The organism is Leclercia adecarboxylata (genome assembly GCF_023639785.1).
Taxonomy (GTDB): Bacteria; Pseudomonadota; Gammaproteobacteria; order Enterobacterales; family Enterobacteriaceae; genus Enterobacter; species Enterobacter adecarboxylatus_D.
The window spans coordinates 3,322,376-3,337,723 of sequence record NZ_CP098325.1 but is presented as its reverse complement, the minus strand read 5'-3'; the positions used below and the strand labels follow the sequence as shown (position 1 = coordinate 3,337,723).

Genomic DNA, 15,348 nt, shown 5'->3' with positions numbered 1-15,348 from the left:
CGGAGCAGTAGAAGAATGACAAAGTATGCTTTGGTAGGTGATGTAGGGGGGACTAACGCGCGTCTGGCGTTATGTGACGTCAACACCGGCGAAATCTCCCGCGCCAAAACCTATTCCGGGCTGGATTATCCCAGCCTGGAAGCGGTGGTTCGTGTCTATCTGACGGAGCATGAGGTCAGCGTTGAGGACGGCTGTATCGCCATTGCCTGCCCGATTACCGGTGACTGGGTGGCGATGACCAACCACACCTGGGCATTCTCTATTGCCGAAATGAAGGCCAACCTCGGTTTTGCGCATCTGGAAATTATCAACGACTTTACCGCGGTGTCGATGGCGATCCCGATGTTAAAGCCGGAGCATCTTATCCAGTTTGGCGGTACGGCGCCGGTTGAAGGCAAGCCGATTGCCGTCTATGGCGCTGGCACCGGCCTTGGCGTGTCGCATCTGGTTCACGTCGACAAGCGCTGGATCAGCCTGCCGGGCGAAGGCGGACACGTCGATTTCGCGCCAAACAGCGAAGAAGAGGGCATTATCCTCGAAGAGCTGCGCGCGGAGATCGGCCACGTATCGGCAGAGCGCGTGCTCTCCGGCCCGGGCCTGGTGAACCTCTACCGCGCTATCGTGAAATCTGACGGCCGTCTGCCGGAAAACCTGAAGCCGAAAGACATCACCGAACGCGCGCTGGAAGATTCCTGCACTGACTGCCGTCGCGCGCTGTCGCTGTTCTGCGTCATTATGGGGCGTTTTGGCGGCAACCTGGCGCTGAATCTGGGCACCTTTGGCGGGGTCTATATTGCAGGCGGGATCGTACCGCGCTTCCTCGACTTCTTTAAATCATCCGGTTTCCGCGGCGGGTTTGAGGATAAAGGCCGCTTCCGCGATTATGTCCGGGATATCCCGGTGTACCTGATCGTACATGATAACCCGGGCCTGCTGGGCTCTGGTGCGCATCTGCGTCAGACTCTGGGCCAGGTCCTGTAATGGCGCGTCCCCGGTGACGTCCGTTCACCGGGGCATTTCCTTCACAGGTGCATCAGCTGGCGAAACTCTTTCACCTTGCTACGACTTACCGGCACCTGAAAATCCAGATCCTTCAGCCGCAAAATGTAGGTGTTGTTAAACCAGGGTTCGATCTCGCGGATCTTGTTCAGGTTGACGCAAAACGAACGGTGGCAGCGGAAGAAGTGGCTCGTCGGCAGTTTGGCGCAAAATTCGGTGATGTTCATCGGCATGACGAACGACTCACGGCGGGTATAGACAAAGGTCATCTTCTCGTGCGCTTCGGCGTAATAGATATCGTCCATCGGCGTCACGATAATGCGCTCGTCCTTGATCAAATTGATGGTGTCATTTTCACGCATCACCGGTGACGCTGCGACATGCTCCGCGCCGGACTGTTGTTGCCAGGCGTGTTCCAGCTTCTGCAGCATGGTGACGATCCGTGACTCCTGGTAAGGCTTCAGAATATAGTCGAACGCTTCCAGTTCGAAGGCTTCCACCGCATGCTCTTTCCACGCGGTGACAAAGACGATAAAAGGCTTGCTGGCAAACTGGCTGATGTTTTGCGCCAGTAAAACGCCGTCCAGGGAGGGAATATTGATATCGAGAAAAATGGCGTCGACCCGGTTGTGCTGCAAAAATTTCAGCACGTCCAGGCCATCTTCAAAGGTGCCGACGATCTCCATCTGGCTGTGTTCTTTAATCAGCCAGCTCAGCTCCTGTTGAGCGAGTATTTCATCTTCCACAATGATGACTTTCATGCGTCACTCCCTCTAAGGTAACAACAACGGCTGGGCATGAACGGCGGAGCGTTCATTGGGCACATAAAACGCGATCTCGGTACCCGGCTCAAGACGGCGAATATGCAGCCCTTCACCATAGAGCAGCTTAACGCGGTGATGGACATTCAGCAGACCAATTTTATTGCCGGGCATCTCATTGGATTCTACCCGCTCAATCACTTTCGGGTCGATCCCGTGCCCGGTGTCGCGCACCGCCACCCGCACGCGGTTACCGCACTCGGCAACGCTGATGGTGACCACGCCTTTACCCTTGCGCGGCTGAATGCCGTGGACAATGGCATTCTCCACCAGGGGCTGGATCAGCAGGCTGGGGATCACGCAGTTCACCTCTTCATCGATGTCGTAGATGACGGTGAGCTTATCGCCAAACCGCGCCTGCTCGATGGCGATGTAATCCTTGATCTGATAGAGCTCTTTTTTGATGTCGATCTGCTCGTCGTCTTTCAGCTCAATGTTGTAGCGCAGATAGCGCGACAGATTGAAAATTAGCTGGCGGGCGGTGTCCGGATTCAGGCGGATCGACGAGGAGATAGCGTTCAGGGCATTAAACAGGAAATGGGGATTAATTTTGCTCTGCAGGGCGCGCAGCTCTGCCTTGTTTGCCATCTCCCGTAACTGCTCGGCACGGGAGACCTCCAGCTGGGTGGAGATAATCTGCGACAGCCCGACCGCCATCTCCTGTAAGGACGACGTAATCTGGTGCGCGTGGCAGTAGTAAATTTTTAGCGTGCCGGTGACAACCCCTTTTTCCCACAGCGGGATCACCAGCATGGAGTGGATCTCCGGCGTGCGGTGGGCTTCATCGTTATTCTTGATGATGATTTTGCCGCCGTTAATCGCCTGGCGGGTGGTGGGGCTGACGGTATCGTCGCTATCCTGGTAGTTTGCTTCCCCTACGCCCACGTAGGCCAGCACCCGGTCAATATTGGTGATCGCCACCGCATCGGCGTCAATATCGCGGCGGATGATGTCGCACACCTGGCGCAGTGATTCGGCGTTAATATCGCGAAACAGCGGCAGCGTCTTATTGGCGATATCCAGCGCCAGCTTGGCCTGCCGCGCAGCGCTGGCCTCTTTTTCACCTTCCACGCTCTGCACCAGCAGCACGATAAAGCCCACGCAGACGCTACCGAGGATCATCGGGATGCCGATCTTCGAGACGATATCCACCCCGAGCGCTATGGTCGGTGCCCACGCCACTACCAGGATCATGGTCAGGGTTTCACAGAGCATGCCTGCGATGATACCCGCCTTCCAGTGCTGCTTTTTCGGGATCTTACGGTTGATCGCTCCCGACAGCACGCCGGCAACGATGCTGGTGATCAGGCAAGGAACCGCCGTCACGCCGCCGATATCAATCAGATAACGGTGGGTTCCTGCGATGACACCGGTGATGATCCCCACCCACGGGCCGAACAGGATCCCGCCGGACATGACGGCGATGATCCGCACGTTGACCAGCGATCCCTCTACCGGCACGCCGGACCAGGTACTGAAGAGGGCAAACATCGAGAAGATGGCGGTAACCGCCAGCAGCTCCCGCGGCGAATGGGCAGATTTATGCAGCAGCTCGCGGAACAGGCGGATGCGGATGAGGAAGAACAGGCAAATCAGCATTAACGCCGCGCGATCGAAAACCGCCAGCAGCATATTGAATATTTCGTGCACGGGGAAACCTGGGAAAACGGGAAAGAACCATGATAAAAAACCTGACGCTCAATGACCAGTCATCAGCCGGTTTTATAAAATGGGGATAAACCACAATCATCAAAGGGGATTGATGAAGTTGTCGCCTGAGGGTCTGTGAAGGGGAAAAATCATACAAAAGACGTAACTGCACTGATATTAGAATGTTAATTAAATAGTATCAAAAATGCCGCTTTTCATTATCACTTCCCGTTTTTGTCAGAGCAGAGTTCCCGTTTTAGCGCTACGTTATTTTTTTATTTCTGACCTCTCGACAAGATGAATTTTTTCAGGTTATTTTCTAATCACGCCATATTCGTGGCGACGTCGCTCGGACGGTCCGGGCGCTAACGTAATCTGAGGAATGTATGGCTGACTCCAGTCCTGAACGCCGTTTTTCGCGTATCGATCGTCTTCCCCCGTATGTATTTAACATCACCGCTGAACTGAAAATGGCTGCGCGTCGGCGCGGCGAAGACATAATTGATTTCAGTATGGGCAACCCGGACGGCGCTACGCCGCCGCATATCGTGGAAAAGCTCTGTACCGTCGCCCAGCGCCCGGACACCCACGGCTATTCGACGTCCAAAGGCATTCCGCGCTTACGCCGCGCCATTTCGCGCTGGTATCAGGAGCGCTATCAGGTTGAGATCGACCCCGAGAGCGAAGCCATTGTCACCATCGGGTCGAAAGAGGGGCTGGCGCATCTGATGCTGGCGACCCTAGACCACGGCGACACCGTGCTGGTACCGAACCCCAGCTACCCGATCCATATTTACGGCGCGGTCATTGCCGGTGCGCAGGTGCGCTCTGTGCCGCTGGTTGAAGGCGTCGACTTTTTCAATGAGCTGGAGCGCGCCATTCGCGAAAGCTATCCGAAGCCGAAGATGATGATCCTCGGTTTCCCTTCTAACCCGACCGCCCAGTGTGTCGAACTCGATTTCTTTGAGAAGGTCGTGGCTCTGGCGAAGCGTTATGACGTGCTGGTGGTGCACGATCTGGCCTACGCCGATATTGTCTATGACGGCTGGAAAGCACCGTCGATTATGCAGGTTCCCGGCGCGCGCGACGTGGCGGTGGAGTTCTTCACCCTGTCGAAAAGCTACAACATGGCGGGCTGGCGTATCGGCTTTATGGTCGGCAACAAGACGCTGGTGAACGCGCTGGCGCGAATCAAAAGCTACCACGACTACGGCACCTTTACCCCCTTGCAGGTGGCGGCGATTGCTGCGCTGGAAGGCGATCAGCAGTGCGTGAAGGACATTGCCGCCCAGTACAAACGCCGCCGCGATGTGCTGGTCAAAGGGCTGCATGAAGCGGGCTGGATGGTCGAGATGCCGAAAGCGTCGATGTACGTCTGGGCGAAGATCCCGGATGCTTACGCCGGGATGGGATCGCTGGAGTTTGCCAAGAAACTCCTGCAGGACGCGAAAGTGTGCGTCTCTCCGGGGATTGGTTTTGGCGACTACGGTGATACGCACGTACGTTTCGCGCTGATTGAGAACAGCGACCGCATTCGTCAGGCAGTAAGGGGCATTAAAAGCATGTTCCGCACCGATGGGCTGCTGCCGCAGGCAACAAAAACAACGCCAGAGCAGGCGGGGCAGTAACCAAAAAAACAGGCGCCTCAGGCGCCTGTTTTTTTGACTACATTTTCTTTGCTCAGTTCATCATCAGGGCAAACGTGCCGACCCAGGCGAACAAAATCACTGAAAAACCCATCAAGAAATATTTCACGTTCATCGCTCCGCGTATTTCGTGATACGCATTAAAAACAGAGTCCAACTGATTATAGAGAGGTGAAGTCACTCCAGGGCGGAAATGAGAATTATCCCCGTTTTGGCAGCGACTCCAGCTCAGAATTCTGTGCTTTCAGGTAGCCAGACGGCGCTAATGTACGCCTAAATTTCAGGAGTGACAAGGGGCATTTTTTTAAATAATTTCCGCCACTTACGAGTGTCGTGGAACGGCGACAGTTTAATTTCGGGGTGGAATAAATTGCCCTTCGGCAACATAGCCTGCTAACGATAAACCGGAGTGATTACAGGTGATTGAAAAGGTTAGTTTCATGCAGAAGCTAACCTTTTTTCAGGGGCTAGTGGTAGAGAGAAGACTCACCTGCCGGACGGGTTTTGAAGCGGCGATGCACCCATAAATACTGCTCCGGCGCACGCATGATCTCGCTCTCGATCACCTTGTTGATGTATGCCGCCGCAGCCACCTCTTCCTGCGGATAGTTCTCCATCTCCGGCATGATGAACAGGCGATAGCCGCTTTTATCGGCTTTTCTGACCATCGTGACGGTAAGCATCGTTGCCTTTGAGAGGCGCTGAATCACGAATGTGCCGTTAGTGGTCGCAACATCTTTCACCGCAAAGAAGGGGGCAAAGCTGCTGCCATTGCGGCCATAGTCCTGATCCGGTGCAAACCAGACCGGTTCCCCTTTTTTCAGGGCGCTGACCAGACCGCGCAGGTTATTGCGGTTGATCATCGCTTTATTGGAACGCATGCGCCCGCGCGTCTGCACCCACTCCATGAGGGCGCTGTTATGCGGACGGTATGTCGCCATCATCGGCTGGCATAACCCCATCACCCGGCCGCCCAGCTCCAGCGACATAAAGTGAACGCCAATCACCATCACGCCGCGGTTTTTAGCCTGCGCGCGCTGCAAATTTTCCAGGCCTTCAACATCAAACAGCTTGCGGACCCGCTGGTCTGGCCAGAACCAGGCTATTCCCGTTTCCAGTAACGCCATGCCGATGCCTTTAAAATTATCAGCGATCAGATGTTCACGCTCTTCGGGGGAGAGCGCCGGAAAACAGAGTTCGAGGTTTCTGCGGCCGATAGACTCCCGGCGTTTCAGAAAGCGACGGGAGAGACTCCCGAGAGTCGCACCCAGCCAGCGCAGCGCCGGGTAGGGCAGCTGTACGAGCAGCCACAGGACACCCAGGCCAAACCACGTAAACCAGTAACGAGGATGCAACAGGGCGAGTGTGAATTTGCATTGAGACAAGATAGAACGACCTTTATGGAGAGTGTGTAGGTAGCGCCAGACAGGCGTTACGCCGTGCTTCTGTTATGACCTGCGTTAATCGTATAGGTTCCCGGTGGGCACCGTACATGCTCATGGTCTGAAAATGGTTGTCGCCGTTGGGCGGCGTAATGTAGCACTGATATATCTTAACTGCTAACACTACTTTTTGCTCAAAAAACCAGCATTAAAATAACCTAAACAGATGCTTGTTTTTATCCGGAAGAAGAGGTTATTCATTACCTGTTTCATATCCAAAATCAAAGTTGAAAAGCACGTTTTGGCGTAGGGCGTGATTCATCGGATAACTGTAACTTTGCCCGATGCTGACGGCATGGATCACCCGCAGCAGCGTGCCGCCGCTTAAGGACGATGGCGCGTCGGTAATGGTCACCTCCGCCCCCTGCAACCCATGCCGCAATGACTGATAGGCCGGAGAGGCGGTGATGCTGTTATTCATCACGCTGCACAGGCAGAGCAGCAGGCCAATCAGCGCCACCGGGAAGATCAGCGGATGACGGTTGAGCAGGCGAACGGGACGCCAGGCGGTGATATACAGCAGGGCGGCACTTAAGGGCAGAAGCAGCAGATAGAGCAGTTTTGCCAGGTGGGTGAGGGCCCCCAGCAGAGAGAACATCAGCGCGATGGGGGGAACAATCACCGCCCGCGCCGCATCCTCGCCCCGTTTTTCATTGGCCCCGCCCGCGCCGTAGCTGGCCAGCGCCGCCTGCAAACGGGGGAGCTGCTGCTGCATGGCGCGATCAAGGTGAGGGGCCTGCAGATCCAGCGCAAACTGTTTCAGGGCGTCATCTTTCGGGTATTCAGGCCTGACCCGGATTTCTCCAGGGAGTACCAGCTTCTCACGCAGCATTTTTTGCACGGCTTCCAGCATGAAAAACGATTCCCAGTCGAGCCGGGCCGGGATCGTCACGCCGTTATAAAGCCCTGCTGTCTGCGCGGCGCTATTGTAGCTGAGATAGTCTTTATAAATGTCCGCCCGTGCGGCCAGCCAGAGTTTGTAATAGCCGAGCAGACCGCCCTCCTGAACGCTGATGCTGTCCCGCAGGTTCTGCCCGGCCTCTCGCTCAAGCAGCTCGTGATAGCGGCTGACCGAACTCATCAGCAGCGGCAGCATCGCCAGAAACGCTTTCCCGGAGGGGCTGGTCCAGGTGTCACGCTGGCTGCCGTCGTCATCGATGGGAATGCCTTCCAGGGTCTGGTGTCCGTCAATTAACGACTGCTGATAGAGCTGGGCCAGCATCGACTTCTGGCGAAACTCGCCGGTGCTCCGGGCAACCTGACGTTCAATCACCCACTCCACCGCCTGCCAGGTCACTACCCCGGTGAGCAGGCACAGCGAAAACACCATGCCTGCCGTCCAGGGCGCAGGAAATTCAACGCCGCGTTTTCTCAGCCAGGCGTTACCTGCCAGCACCAGCTGGAATACCAGCAGTGCAGCAGCGATGGCGGTTAAGGCACGACCGTAGCGCTCCATGTTGTGAATGTCATCGGGTGAGGAAAGACTGCCTACCAGATCGAGCAGGCGCGAGTTAAACGCCAGCTCGCAGATGAGGTAGGTGAGGGTAAGGAGAATAACCAGCGCGTTTTGCCATAGCGGCAGCGTCGGGCGCTTAATCTCCGTTCGGCTTGCCAGTTCCCCGATAGCGCGTTCCGTCATGATTTAAGCTCCAGGCTGGTCTGACGGGTAACAGCCGGCTGCCAGATTTGCTCTGGCAGTGAATTATCCAGCACCGGCACCACCCGGGGAGCGGAGGGTTCTGCGGCTTTGACCGGTGGCCGTTTTTTGGCTTTCACCGGGGGGGAGGGAGCCTCTGCTGGCGCGCTGAGGAAGGGTTCCGGTGCGCTGTACGCGGGCTGGACTGGCGCAGGGCGAACATATTTCGGCGCCACGCGCGCCCGGCTGGGATTACTGTCATGGGGAGCACAACCGCTTACGCAGAGAAGCAGCGCTAACAACACTATCCCACGGCGGGGCATTTTTTGCAGTGGCACGCTCATCAGTATGTCCTGACTCAGTCGCACAGCGGAGTGACATCTTCTAACTGTAATCGGGAATTTTAATTCAGGTAGTTGTATCGCTTAAAAATGTGCTTACCCTCCTGCGAAGGTCTCCAGCGTCATGATCAGCCTGTATTCCCCCCCTTCGTACAGGGCTCGCCAGCCCGCGCCGGGCGCCTCTTCCCGGCTAATGGGCATGCCCTGGGCGGTCAGATGCGCAATCAGATCGGCGAATTCAGCCTCGTTAACCGGGCGGGGCTGCCAGAAGGTCTTTTTATTGTCGGTGAGGATCGGCAGGAGCTGGATCTGCGGCACCTGCTCGCCGAGCAGCAGGCGGACGATAAAACCATACGGCGGCATGCCGCGCTCCCGATATTCACCGTTGCTGTTAAACACTCCGTTGCCGATGCTGTAGAGCACCAGGCTTGTGCCGTGATGGGCCGCTTCACCGGGCATATGCGGCCCGGAACCGATAATCAGGTCGGCTCCGGCCTCGCTCAGACGCTGCGCCAGCGCCCGCTGTCCCGCCGTCGTCCAGCGGTAGTCGAGCCCCCAGTGGGCGAGAACGATGGTGGTGGCGGGATTGGCGCTGGCTTTTTCCTGACGCAGCTGTTCAGTCAGCCCGCCGCTCAGGCAGGCGACGCCCGCCCGGCGCGGCCGGGCATAAAAGGCGCACTCCTGCTCCATGTAGCGTCGGTACCAGTAGGCGCTGAAAATCTTGTACTGCCTGGCGCCCACCGTCAGGACCAGCGGAGCCTGTGCCTGCTGCGCATTAAACCCGGCCCCAATGCAGGCGATGCCGCCGTCGCTAAACGCCGCCAGCGTGCTGTGCAGACCCGGCAGTCCGGCGTCCATGGCGTGATTGTTGCCAAGCGCCACCGCGTCGATGCCCTGTTTGCGCAGAGCCGCAACCGAGGCCTGCGGATCGCCGGTCAGGCAGAATGGTTTTCGCCCTTCAGGGCAGGCGCGCAGGTCGGTGGCAAGGGCCGCCTCAAAGTTGGCAAGGGTAAAGTCGCTGCCGCGCAGCAGCGGAGCAATGTCCGCAAAGCTGTGATCGTATCCGTAGCGTTGCAGGGCATCGTCGATCCCGCGCCTCTGACGCTTGCGGGTGTACCACTCCCCAAAGTAGGTATCCCCCAGCAGGGTGATTGTCGCTGCCGGCTTCTGGAGCTGCCGTTCGACGGGGGCCGGAGCGGGTTGTGTACCCTCCACCCGGGAGAGCAGTTCATCCAGCAGATAGTCGAGATGGAAGGCGTCATCCGCCCCGGCGGCGCAGGCCAGCCAGAGATCCCCTGCGACCCATTGCAGCGCCAGACCCCAGCGTCCGGCACTGAATTGCCCCCAGGCGCTGCCGTTGCTGTGCAGGTTGGCGGTTTTACGGTACAGGTGCTTGCCGATGACCGCTTCGGGCTCAGCAAACCACGACAGCAGGTGCGGATAGCGCAGACTGAAATGGTACAGCAGCTTCGCCACATCCCTGAGCGTGGTGCGCTGGCCGGGACGGGGGCGGCCGGAGACGTTATTAATGTGTGTATCCGCCATCCCCTGTTCGCTCATTAGCTTGCGGAGCTGCTTCAGTGCCCCGGCGCTGCTGCCTGCCAGCTTTTCCGCGAGATGAATGGCCGCGTCGCAGGCGTTATGCATCAGCATCCCCTGCAACAGCGACTTCAGGGGCACCGTGCTGCCCTGCGGCAGGCCGAGCGCCGGATTGCCCTTCAGGACGTGGGCGGCAATGGCGTGCATCTCAACAGGCGTTTCAAGGGGCAGCTCTTTCATCAGTAGCCGCTCCGCCACGCAGGTGGTCAGCAGCAGCTGGCTGAGATAGGTTGGTGCAAAGGTGCTGTCACTCAGCCTGGAAACCCGCGTTTCGCCGGTGGTGAGATTCACCAGCAGACGGGCGGTCTCTCCTTCTGGCAGGGCAGGCGGCGCAGCGAGACGGGTCTTCAGAAGGCCGGTTAACCGGTTGAAGTCAGAATTTCGCACGCTCCCTTTAACCAGCACGATATCGCCGTCGCGCAGCGTCGGTGCTGCGGCATCCACCAGCGCTTCGACAGTGCAAAAGTGACCGCCGCGAACGTTCTGTGGCAGGACATTGTGCAGGGCCGCCATCTCATCACCGTGCAAAAAGGCCTTCCCGCAGCCTGCCGCCAGTAACGGCTCCGCCAGCGAGCGGTGGATCGCGTCGGACTGGTCGCCAAGGTTAATGATTCGCCCCAGCAGGGCTATCAACCGGCCCCCGCTTTCCCGGCGGTGCTGCGCGGCCACCTCGAAGGCGTTGAGCATGGAGAGGTATTCGGCGTTGTAGCTGTCGTCAATCAGGGTAACGGCTCCGCCGTCCGGCAGCGGCAGGTGGGTAATGCCCATGTGCTGACCGTCGCTGTGCCAGGCTTCAAGGCTGGCGATGATCTCCGGCAGGCTCACGCCGAGCAGGTCTGCGGCGATAAGCGAGGCCACCGAGTTAAGCGCAGCGCCCTTACCGGGCACGGCCAGCCGGTAGCGCAGGCTGTGCTGGCGCAGGGAGAGGGTCATCAGGCTGCCGTTGCCGTCCGGGGTAAAGGCCGTAATGCGCACGTCTGCACCGGGGTGAAAACCGTAGCTGATGATGCGGGCCCCGTCGCGGGTAACGCCTGCTGCCACGGTGTCATACCCGGCCATATCGCGGTTTAAAACGGCGTAGCCGCCGGGGATCAGGCCGTGGCTGATGCGTGCTTTAAAGCGCGCCACGTCATCAAGAGAGGTCACGTTCTTCCCCACCTGGGTGATGCCGATTTCGGTAATGATGACGATATGCGGCTTGATGCGCGGGCCGATCCCGCCGTTGCGCATCCACAGGGCAGAGATCGCCACTTCCATTACCACCGCCTGCGGGTTGTGGGCAGTCCGGGCCAACGTCACCGAGGCCCCGGTGCGGGTATTGTGGTTGCCGCGACTTGTCACTACCGGCATACGGGGTGAAAGAATGCTGTCCAGCATCTCTTTGGTCGAGGTTTTCCCTACCGTACCGGTGATCGCCACCAGCTTGCCGTCCAGCCGTCGCCGCGCCTCTTCTGCCAGCCACTGCAGCGCCTGATAGCTGTTACCGACCACCAGCTGGGGGAAGTCTGGCGGCAGCCCGTCGAGCCTGCGCTGAACAATCGCCCCACAGTAGCGGGAGGCGTGGCGGGAAAGGGAAAGATGGGTATCGCGCCAGCCCGCGTAAATCCCCGTGTTGCCGGAGCCCTGCAGCCAGGTGTCGGTATCCATGGCAATAAACAGGCAGGGGCGGGTAGGCTGCGCGTTAACATGAAAAATGGCGATGTCGCAGGCATGCCAGTCTGCATCCGGACGATGATGCCAGACGCTTCCGGGCAGCTTATCGAGGTCGGCGGCGGTCCATCCCGGTGCTGGCGTCTCAGCGCGTTGCTGGCGGGGCGGTGTCTGGCTCATGATGTTATTCCTGCTTTTTTGCGGCGTATCCGCGTAGCGGACAAAGACCAATGGCGGTAATTCCGGCGTTACCCTTCAGATCGTGGTATTGCGGCGGTATGGCGGGGCGTTCGAGCAACGCTACCCGATGGCCATGCTCACGCAGCGCAGCGGCAAAGCGCGCCTGCAGATCGAAGGGGGTATTGCGATCCTGCGGGTTCCCGATCACCAGGATCAGCCGGAAGGGATCGGCGGCGATCCCACTGATATGCTCGAGCGGGTCCCAGGGGTGAGAAAGCCCGGTATTGTCCAGCCCAGGGGCAGGGGATTCACCGCGCCGCTGGCGAATGCGCTGCGCCCGCTCCAGTATTCCCCAGGCGCCAGAGGTAAGCACCGCGCAGTCAATATCCCGGCGACCGGTGGCTAACAGCGCCGACGCGGCGGTGGCGCCCCCGCTGTGTCCGTTGAGGATAACGCGCTGGATACCGTAGCGGGCCTTGATGGCATCGAGGGCGGCATTAATCGCCTGGAACTCTTCTGCCTGGCGACGGTGATAATGGTTGCCGCTGGAGCCATAGGTGCCGGGGCGGGCGATGATGATTGTCGGCAACCCGGTCTGGCGCATGATGGCCCGGGCCTGGCGGCGTTGGTCAGTTGCGGTGTTGCCGGGGATGGTTTCGGGTGGGCGCTTAATCTGCGAGACGCGATCGCCTTTGAGCACCACCACCACCAGTGGGGCGGCCCGGAGGTCCCCCGCGCTGAAATAGCGCATGCAGGCGTTACCGCTCGGGGGGCGCACCCACACCGCATCGTTACCGGTTGGGCAGTGCTGTCGGGAGGCCGGTTGGTTCCACAGCAGCGGCGTCTCAGCGTAAGCAAAAACGCTGGCCAGCAGCAGGCTCCATACCGCAAAACATCGACTCACAACAGCGCCCCGGGAGAAACAATAGATATACAGAATACACAACTTGTCATACATAATGGTATTATCGGGTTAGGATTTTTCTGACAGGGTTTCCTCAGGCGTTCTCAGGAGTAAAAATGCCGCTCAGCCAATTACTGGCGCAAACCCGCCCGGCGATGGAGTTGCTGGACGTCGCGCCCAAACCGTCGATCTGCCCCGCCTGGGCGATCTTTTTTAGTGCTTCCGACAGCCAGAGCCGTGCGCATATTGTGCAGGGATGTGGCGACACTTTCGATCAGGCCTGGCAGCAGGGCGCACAGGCGCTGCAGCAGTGGCAGCTGAAGAGCGGCACGGAGGTTTGCTGGCTGCGGGTGGATCTTGTCGATAAGGTACAGGCCCTGCGCTGGGATAATCTGCAGGAACGATTAGCCAAAACCAAACGTAACTATTTTCGCTTTGGCCTGAGCATGGATCCGGCGTTTCGCTACGCGATGCTGGAGCAGGAGATTGCCGCCAACGCGCTGCTTTACCACGGTGACCACGGCGTTGCCACGCCCAATGCCAATAATCTGGCCCATTTTTCCCGCCGCCGCTTCGGCGCGCTGCTGACATGGCCGGAGCAGCCTGACCAGACGCTCTGGCGCTTCACCACTCAGGCGCTGTTTTGCGACGGTGAGCGGCTGTTGCCCATCGAATCGACCGGGCGTAACAGCGGCTACCGCCAGCTACCTGACTGGCAGGCAACGGCCCTTGAGCCGATGATCGCCTCCGCCACCGACTATCTTGCCCGGCAGGTCACTCCGTCCGGACGCTATCAGTACGGCTGGTTCCCCTGCTTCGATCGCGCTATTCCCACCTATAACGCCCTGCGTCACGCCAGCTCCACCTATGCCCTGCTCGAAGGGTGGGAGGTGACGCAGCAGCCGGAGGAGCGGGCGGCCATCGAACGGGCGCTCCACGATCTTTGCAGCAGCTTTATTCGCACTTACCGGCTTCCCGATGGCAGTGACGCCGATTTCCTGGTGGATACCGGGGATGAAATTAAGCTTGGCGGCAACGCGGTGTGCATTCTGGCGATGGCGAAATACAGCGAGCTGACCGGCGATAATCAGTATCTGGCGCAGATGGCCCGGCTGGCGAACGGGATCGGCTTTATGCAGGACCTTAAGACCGGCGGGTTTGTCCACGTGCTGAACGCCGGGGATCTCTCCCTGAAGGCGGCGCACCGCATTATCTATTACGACGGTGAAGCGGCGTTTGCGCTGATGCGTCTTTATGGCCTGACTAACGCCCCGCGCTGGCTGGAAATGGTCGAGCGGGCAATGGATCATTTTATTGCGCAAAAGCACTGGCAGGCCCACGATCACTGGCTCAGCTACTGCGTCAACGAGCTGACGCTCTACCGGCCGCTGGAGCGCTATTACCAGTTTGGGCTGGATAACGTGCGCGACCATCTCGACTTCGTCAAGAACCGTGTCACCACCTATCCCACGCTGCTGGAGCTGATGATGGCGGCATCGCGGATGATCGCGCGGCTTGAGTCATCGCCGTATAAGCATCTGCTGGCGGGCTTCGATATGGCGGTATTCAACGAGGCGCTGGAGACCCGCGCCCGCTATCTGGCGAACGGCTTTTTCTGGCCGGAACTGGCGATGTTCTTCAAAAATCCGCCGCGCGTTGTCGGCAGCTTTTTTATCCGCCACCATAGCTACCGGGTGCGGATCGACGACGTTGAGCACTACCTTTCCGGCTATGTCGCGTACCGTAAGCGCTGGCTTGCCCGGTCAGGCGAGAAGTAAGTCAGCGCCATGCGGCTTTCTCGTTCCCGTTTCGTGAGCTGTCGACGCTGGCTGTCGCTCTGGCTGGTGGTATTGCTGGTTATCTCTCCCGGGCTTGGCGCCGGGTGGGATTTCAGCGCTATCAGCACCCGTACCGAACGGCTCTATGGCCCGGCCACCCCTGCCGCCCGACAGCGGATTGATGAGTGGGCCGCGTTACTGAAGCAGCCGTCTCAGGGGGCGATTCAGGACACCCTGAACAGGGTTAACCAGTTTTTTAACGCCCGCATGGCGTTTCGCGATGATATCGTCGTCTGGAAGCAGCAGGATTACTGGGCAACGCCAATTGAATTTTTGCGTAAGGGGGCAGGGGATTGCGAGGACTTTGCGCTGGCGAAGTATTTCACCCTGCGCGAACTGGGCGTGCCGGCGAACCAGTTACGTATTACCTATGTTAAGGCACTGGAACTGAACCAGGCGCACATGGTGGTGACATGGTATTCCACCCCCACGGCGATCCCGCTGGTGCTGGATAATCTGAAAACCGCCATCTTGCCTGCCACACAGCGTACCGACCTGCTTCCGGTTTATGCGTTTAACGGCGAAGGGCTGTGGCTGCCGCAATCTGGCGGCAACAAGCGCGTGGGTGACAGCAAAAGGCTCTCCCGCTGGCAGGATCTTCTCACCCGAATGCGTGCAGAAGGATTTGTAATTAATGAATAG

Annotated in this window: 12 protein-coding genes; 4 read left to right on the top strand and 8 right to left on the bottom strand. The window is 58.7% G+C overall.

The features are described from left to right. Positions 1-15 precede the first annotated feature (15 nt). Positions 16-981: a glucokinase gene (gene glk, locus NB069_RS15800; RefSeq protein WP_250585073.1), complete on the top strand. Its 966-nt coding sequence runs from the start codon at positions 16-18 to the stop codon at positions 979-981. A gap of 41 nt (positions 982-1,022) precedes the next feature. Here glk and NB069_RS15795 read toward each other — a convergent pair whose 3' ends face one another. Next, positions 1,023-1,760 carry a LytR/AlgR family response regulator transcription factor gene (locus NB069_RS15795; protein WP_250585071.1) on the bottom strand — a complete coding sequence of 246 codons (738 nt, stop codon included), beginning with the start codon at positions 1,758-1,760 and terminating at the stop codon, positions 1,023-1,025. Positions 1,761-1,772: 12 nt separating this feature from the next. After that, positions 1,773-3,470 carry a sensor histidine kinase gene (locus NB069_RS15790; RefSeq protein ID WP_250585069.1) on the bottom strand — a complete coding sequence of 566 codons (1,698 nt, stop codon included), beginning with the start codon at positions 3,468-3,470 and terminating at the stop codon, positions 1,773-1,775. 386 nt (positions 3,471-3,856) lie between these two features. Between NB069_RS15790 and alaC the strand changes: the two genes are divergently transcribed. Then, entirely contained in the window at positions 3,857-5,098 is a 1,242-nt protein-coding gene (gene alaC / locus NB069_RS15785; RefSeq protein WP_250585067.1) for an alanine transaminase, read from the top strand. A 52-nt stretch (positions 5,099-5,150) separates the two neighbouring features. Here alaC and NB069_RS22550 read toward each other — a convergent pair whose 3' ends face one another. The 6 genes from NB069_RS22550 to NB069_RS15760 form a co-directional block, all read right to left on the bottom strand. Beyond that, positions 5,151-5,210 carry a hypothetical protein gene (locus NB069_RS22550; protein WP_350223420.1) on the bottom strand — a complete coding sequence of 20 codons (60 nt, stop codon included), beginning with the start codon at positions 5,208-5,210 and terminating at the stop codon, positions 5,151-5,153. A gap of 373 nt (positions 5,211-5,583) precedes the next feature. Continuing rightward, positions 5,584-6,504, bottom strand: a complete 921-nt coding sequence (gene lpxP, locus NB069_RS15780) for a kdo(2)-lipid IV(A) palmitoleoyltransferase (RefSeq protein WP_250589527.1) — start codon at positions 6,502-6,504, stop codon at positions 5,584-5,586. A gap of 247 nt (positions 6,505-6,751) precedes the next feature. Beyond that, entirely contained in the window at positions 6,752-8,197 is a 1,446-nt protein-coding gene (locus NB069_RS15775; protein WP_250585065.1) for a hypothetical protein, read from the bottom strand. Beyond that, a complete protein-coding gene (locus NB069_RS15770) occupies positions 8,194-8,538 on the bottom strand; it encodes a hypothetical protein (protein ID WP_250585063.1) in 345 nt (114 codons plus the stop codon). The genes NB069_RS15775 and NB069_RS15770 overlap by 4 nt, the downstream gene beginning before the upstream one ends. A gap of 93 nt (positions 8,539-8,631) precedes the next feature. After that, on the bottom strand, positions 8,632-11,964 hold the full coding sequence (locus NB069_RS15765) for a CapA family protein (protein ID WP_250585061.1): 3,333 nt from the start codon (positions 11,962-11,964) through the stop codon (positions 8,632-8,634). 4 nt (positions 11,965-11,968) lie between these two features. After that, positions 11,969-12,868, bottom strand: coding sequence for an alpha/beta hydrolase family protein (locus tag NB069_RS15760; RefSeq protein WP_250585059.1), 900 nt, complete (start codon positions 12,866-12,868; stop codon positions 11,969-11,971). A 116-nt stretch (positions 12,869-12,984) separates the two neighbouring features. Here NB069_RS15760 and NB069_RS15755 point away from each other — a divergent pair, with 116 nt between their 5' ends. After that, entirely contained in the window at positions 12,985-14,646 is a 1,662-nt protein-coding gene (locus NB069_RS15755; RefSeq protein ID WP_250585057.1) for a Mur ligase, read from the top strand. Between the two features lie 9 nt (positions 14,647-14,655). Then, positions 14,656-15,348 (top strand): cysteine protease LapG, encoded by a 693-nt coding sequence (lapG, locus tag NB069_RS15750; RefSeq protein WP_250585055.1) that lies wholly within the window; start codon positions 14,656-14,658, stop codon positions 15,346-15,348.

Excerpts from the sequence above, each read along its gene's own strand:
- lapG (WP_250585055.1), top strand. The coding sequence starts at position 14,656 with ATGCGGCTTTCTCGTTCCCGTTTCGTGAGCTGTCGACGCTGGCTGTCG.
- NB069_RS15775 (WP_250585065.1), bottom strand. The coding sequence starts at position 8,197 with ATGACGGAACGCGCTATCGGGGAACTGGCAAGCCGAACGGAGATTAAG.
- alaC (WP_250585067.1), top strand. The coding sequence starts at position 3,857 with ATGGCTGACTCCAGTCCTGAACGCCGTTTTTCGCGTATCGATCGTCTT.
- NB069_RS15795 (WP_250585071.1), bottom strand. The coding sequence starts at position 1,760 with ATGAAAGTCATCATTGTGGAAGATGAAATACTCGCTCAACAGGAGCTG.
- NB069_RS15770 (WP_250585063.1), bottom strand. The coding sequence starts at position 8,538 with ATGAGCGTGCCACTGCAAAAAATGCCCCGCCGTGGGATAGTGTTGTTA.
- NB069_RS15765 (WP_250585061.1), bottom strand. The coding sequence starts at position 11,964 with ATGAGCCAGACACCGCCCCGCCAGCAACGCGCTGAGACGCCAGCACCG.
- NB069_RS15755 (WP_250585057.1), top strand. The coding sequence starts at position 12,985 with ATGCCGCTCAGCCAATTACTGGCGCAAACCCGCCCGGCGATGGAGTTG.
- glk (WP_250585073.1), top strand. The coding sequence starts at position 16 with ATGACAAAGTATGCTTTGGTAGGTGATGTAGGGGGGACTAACGCGCGT.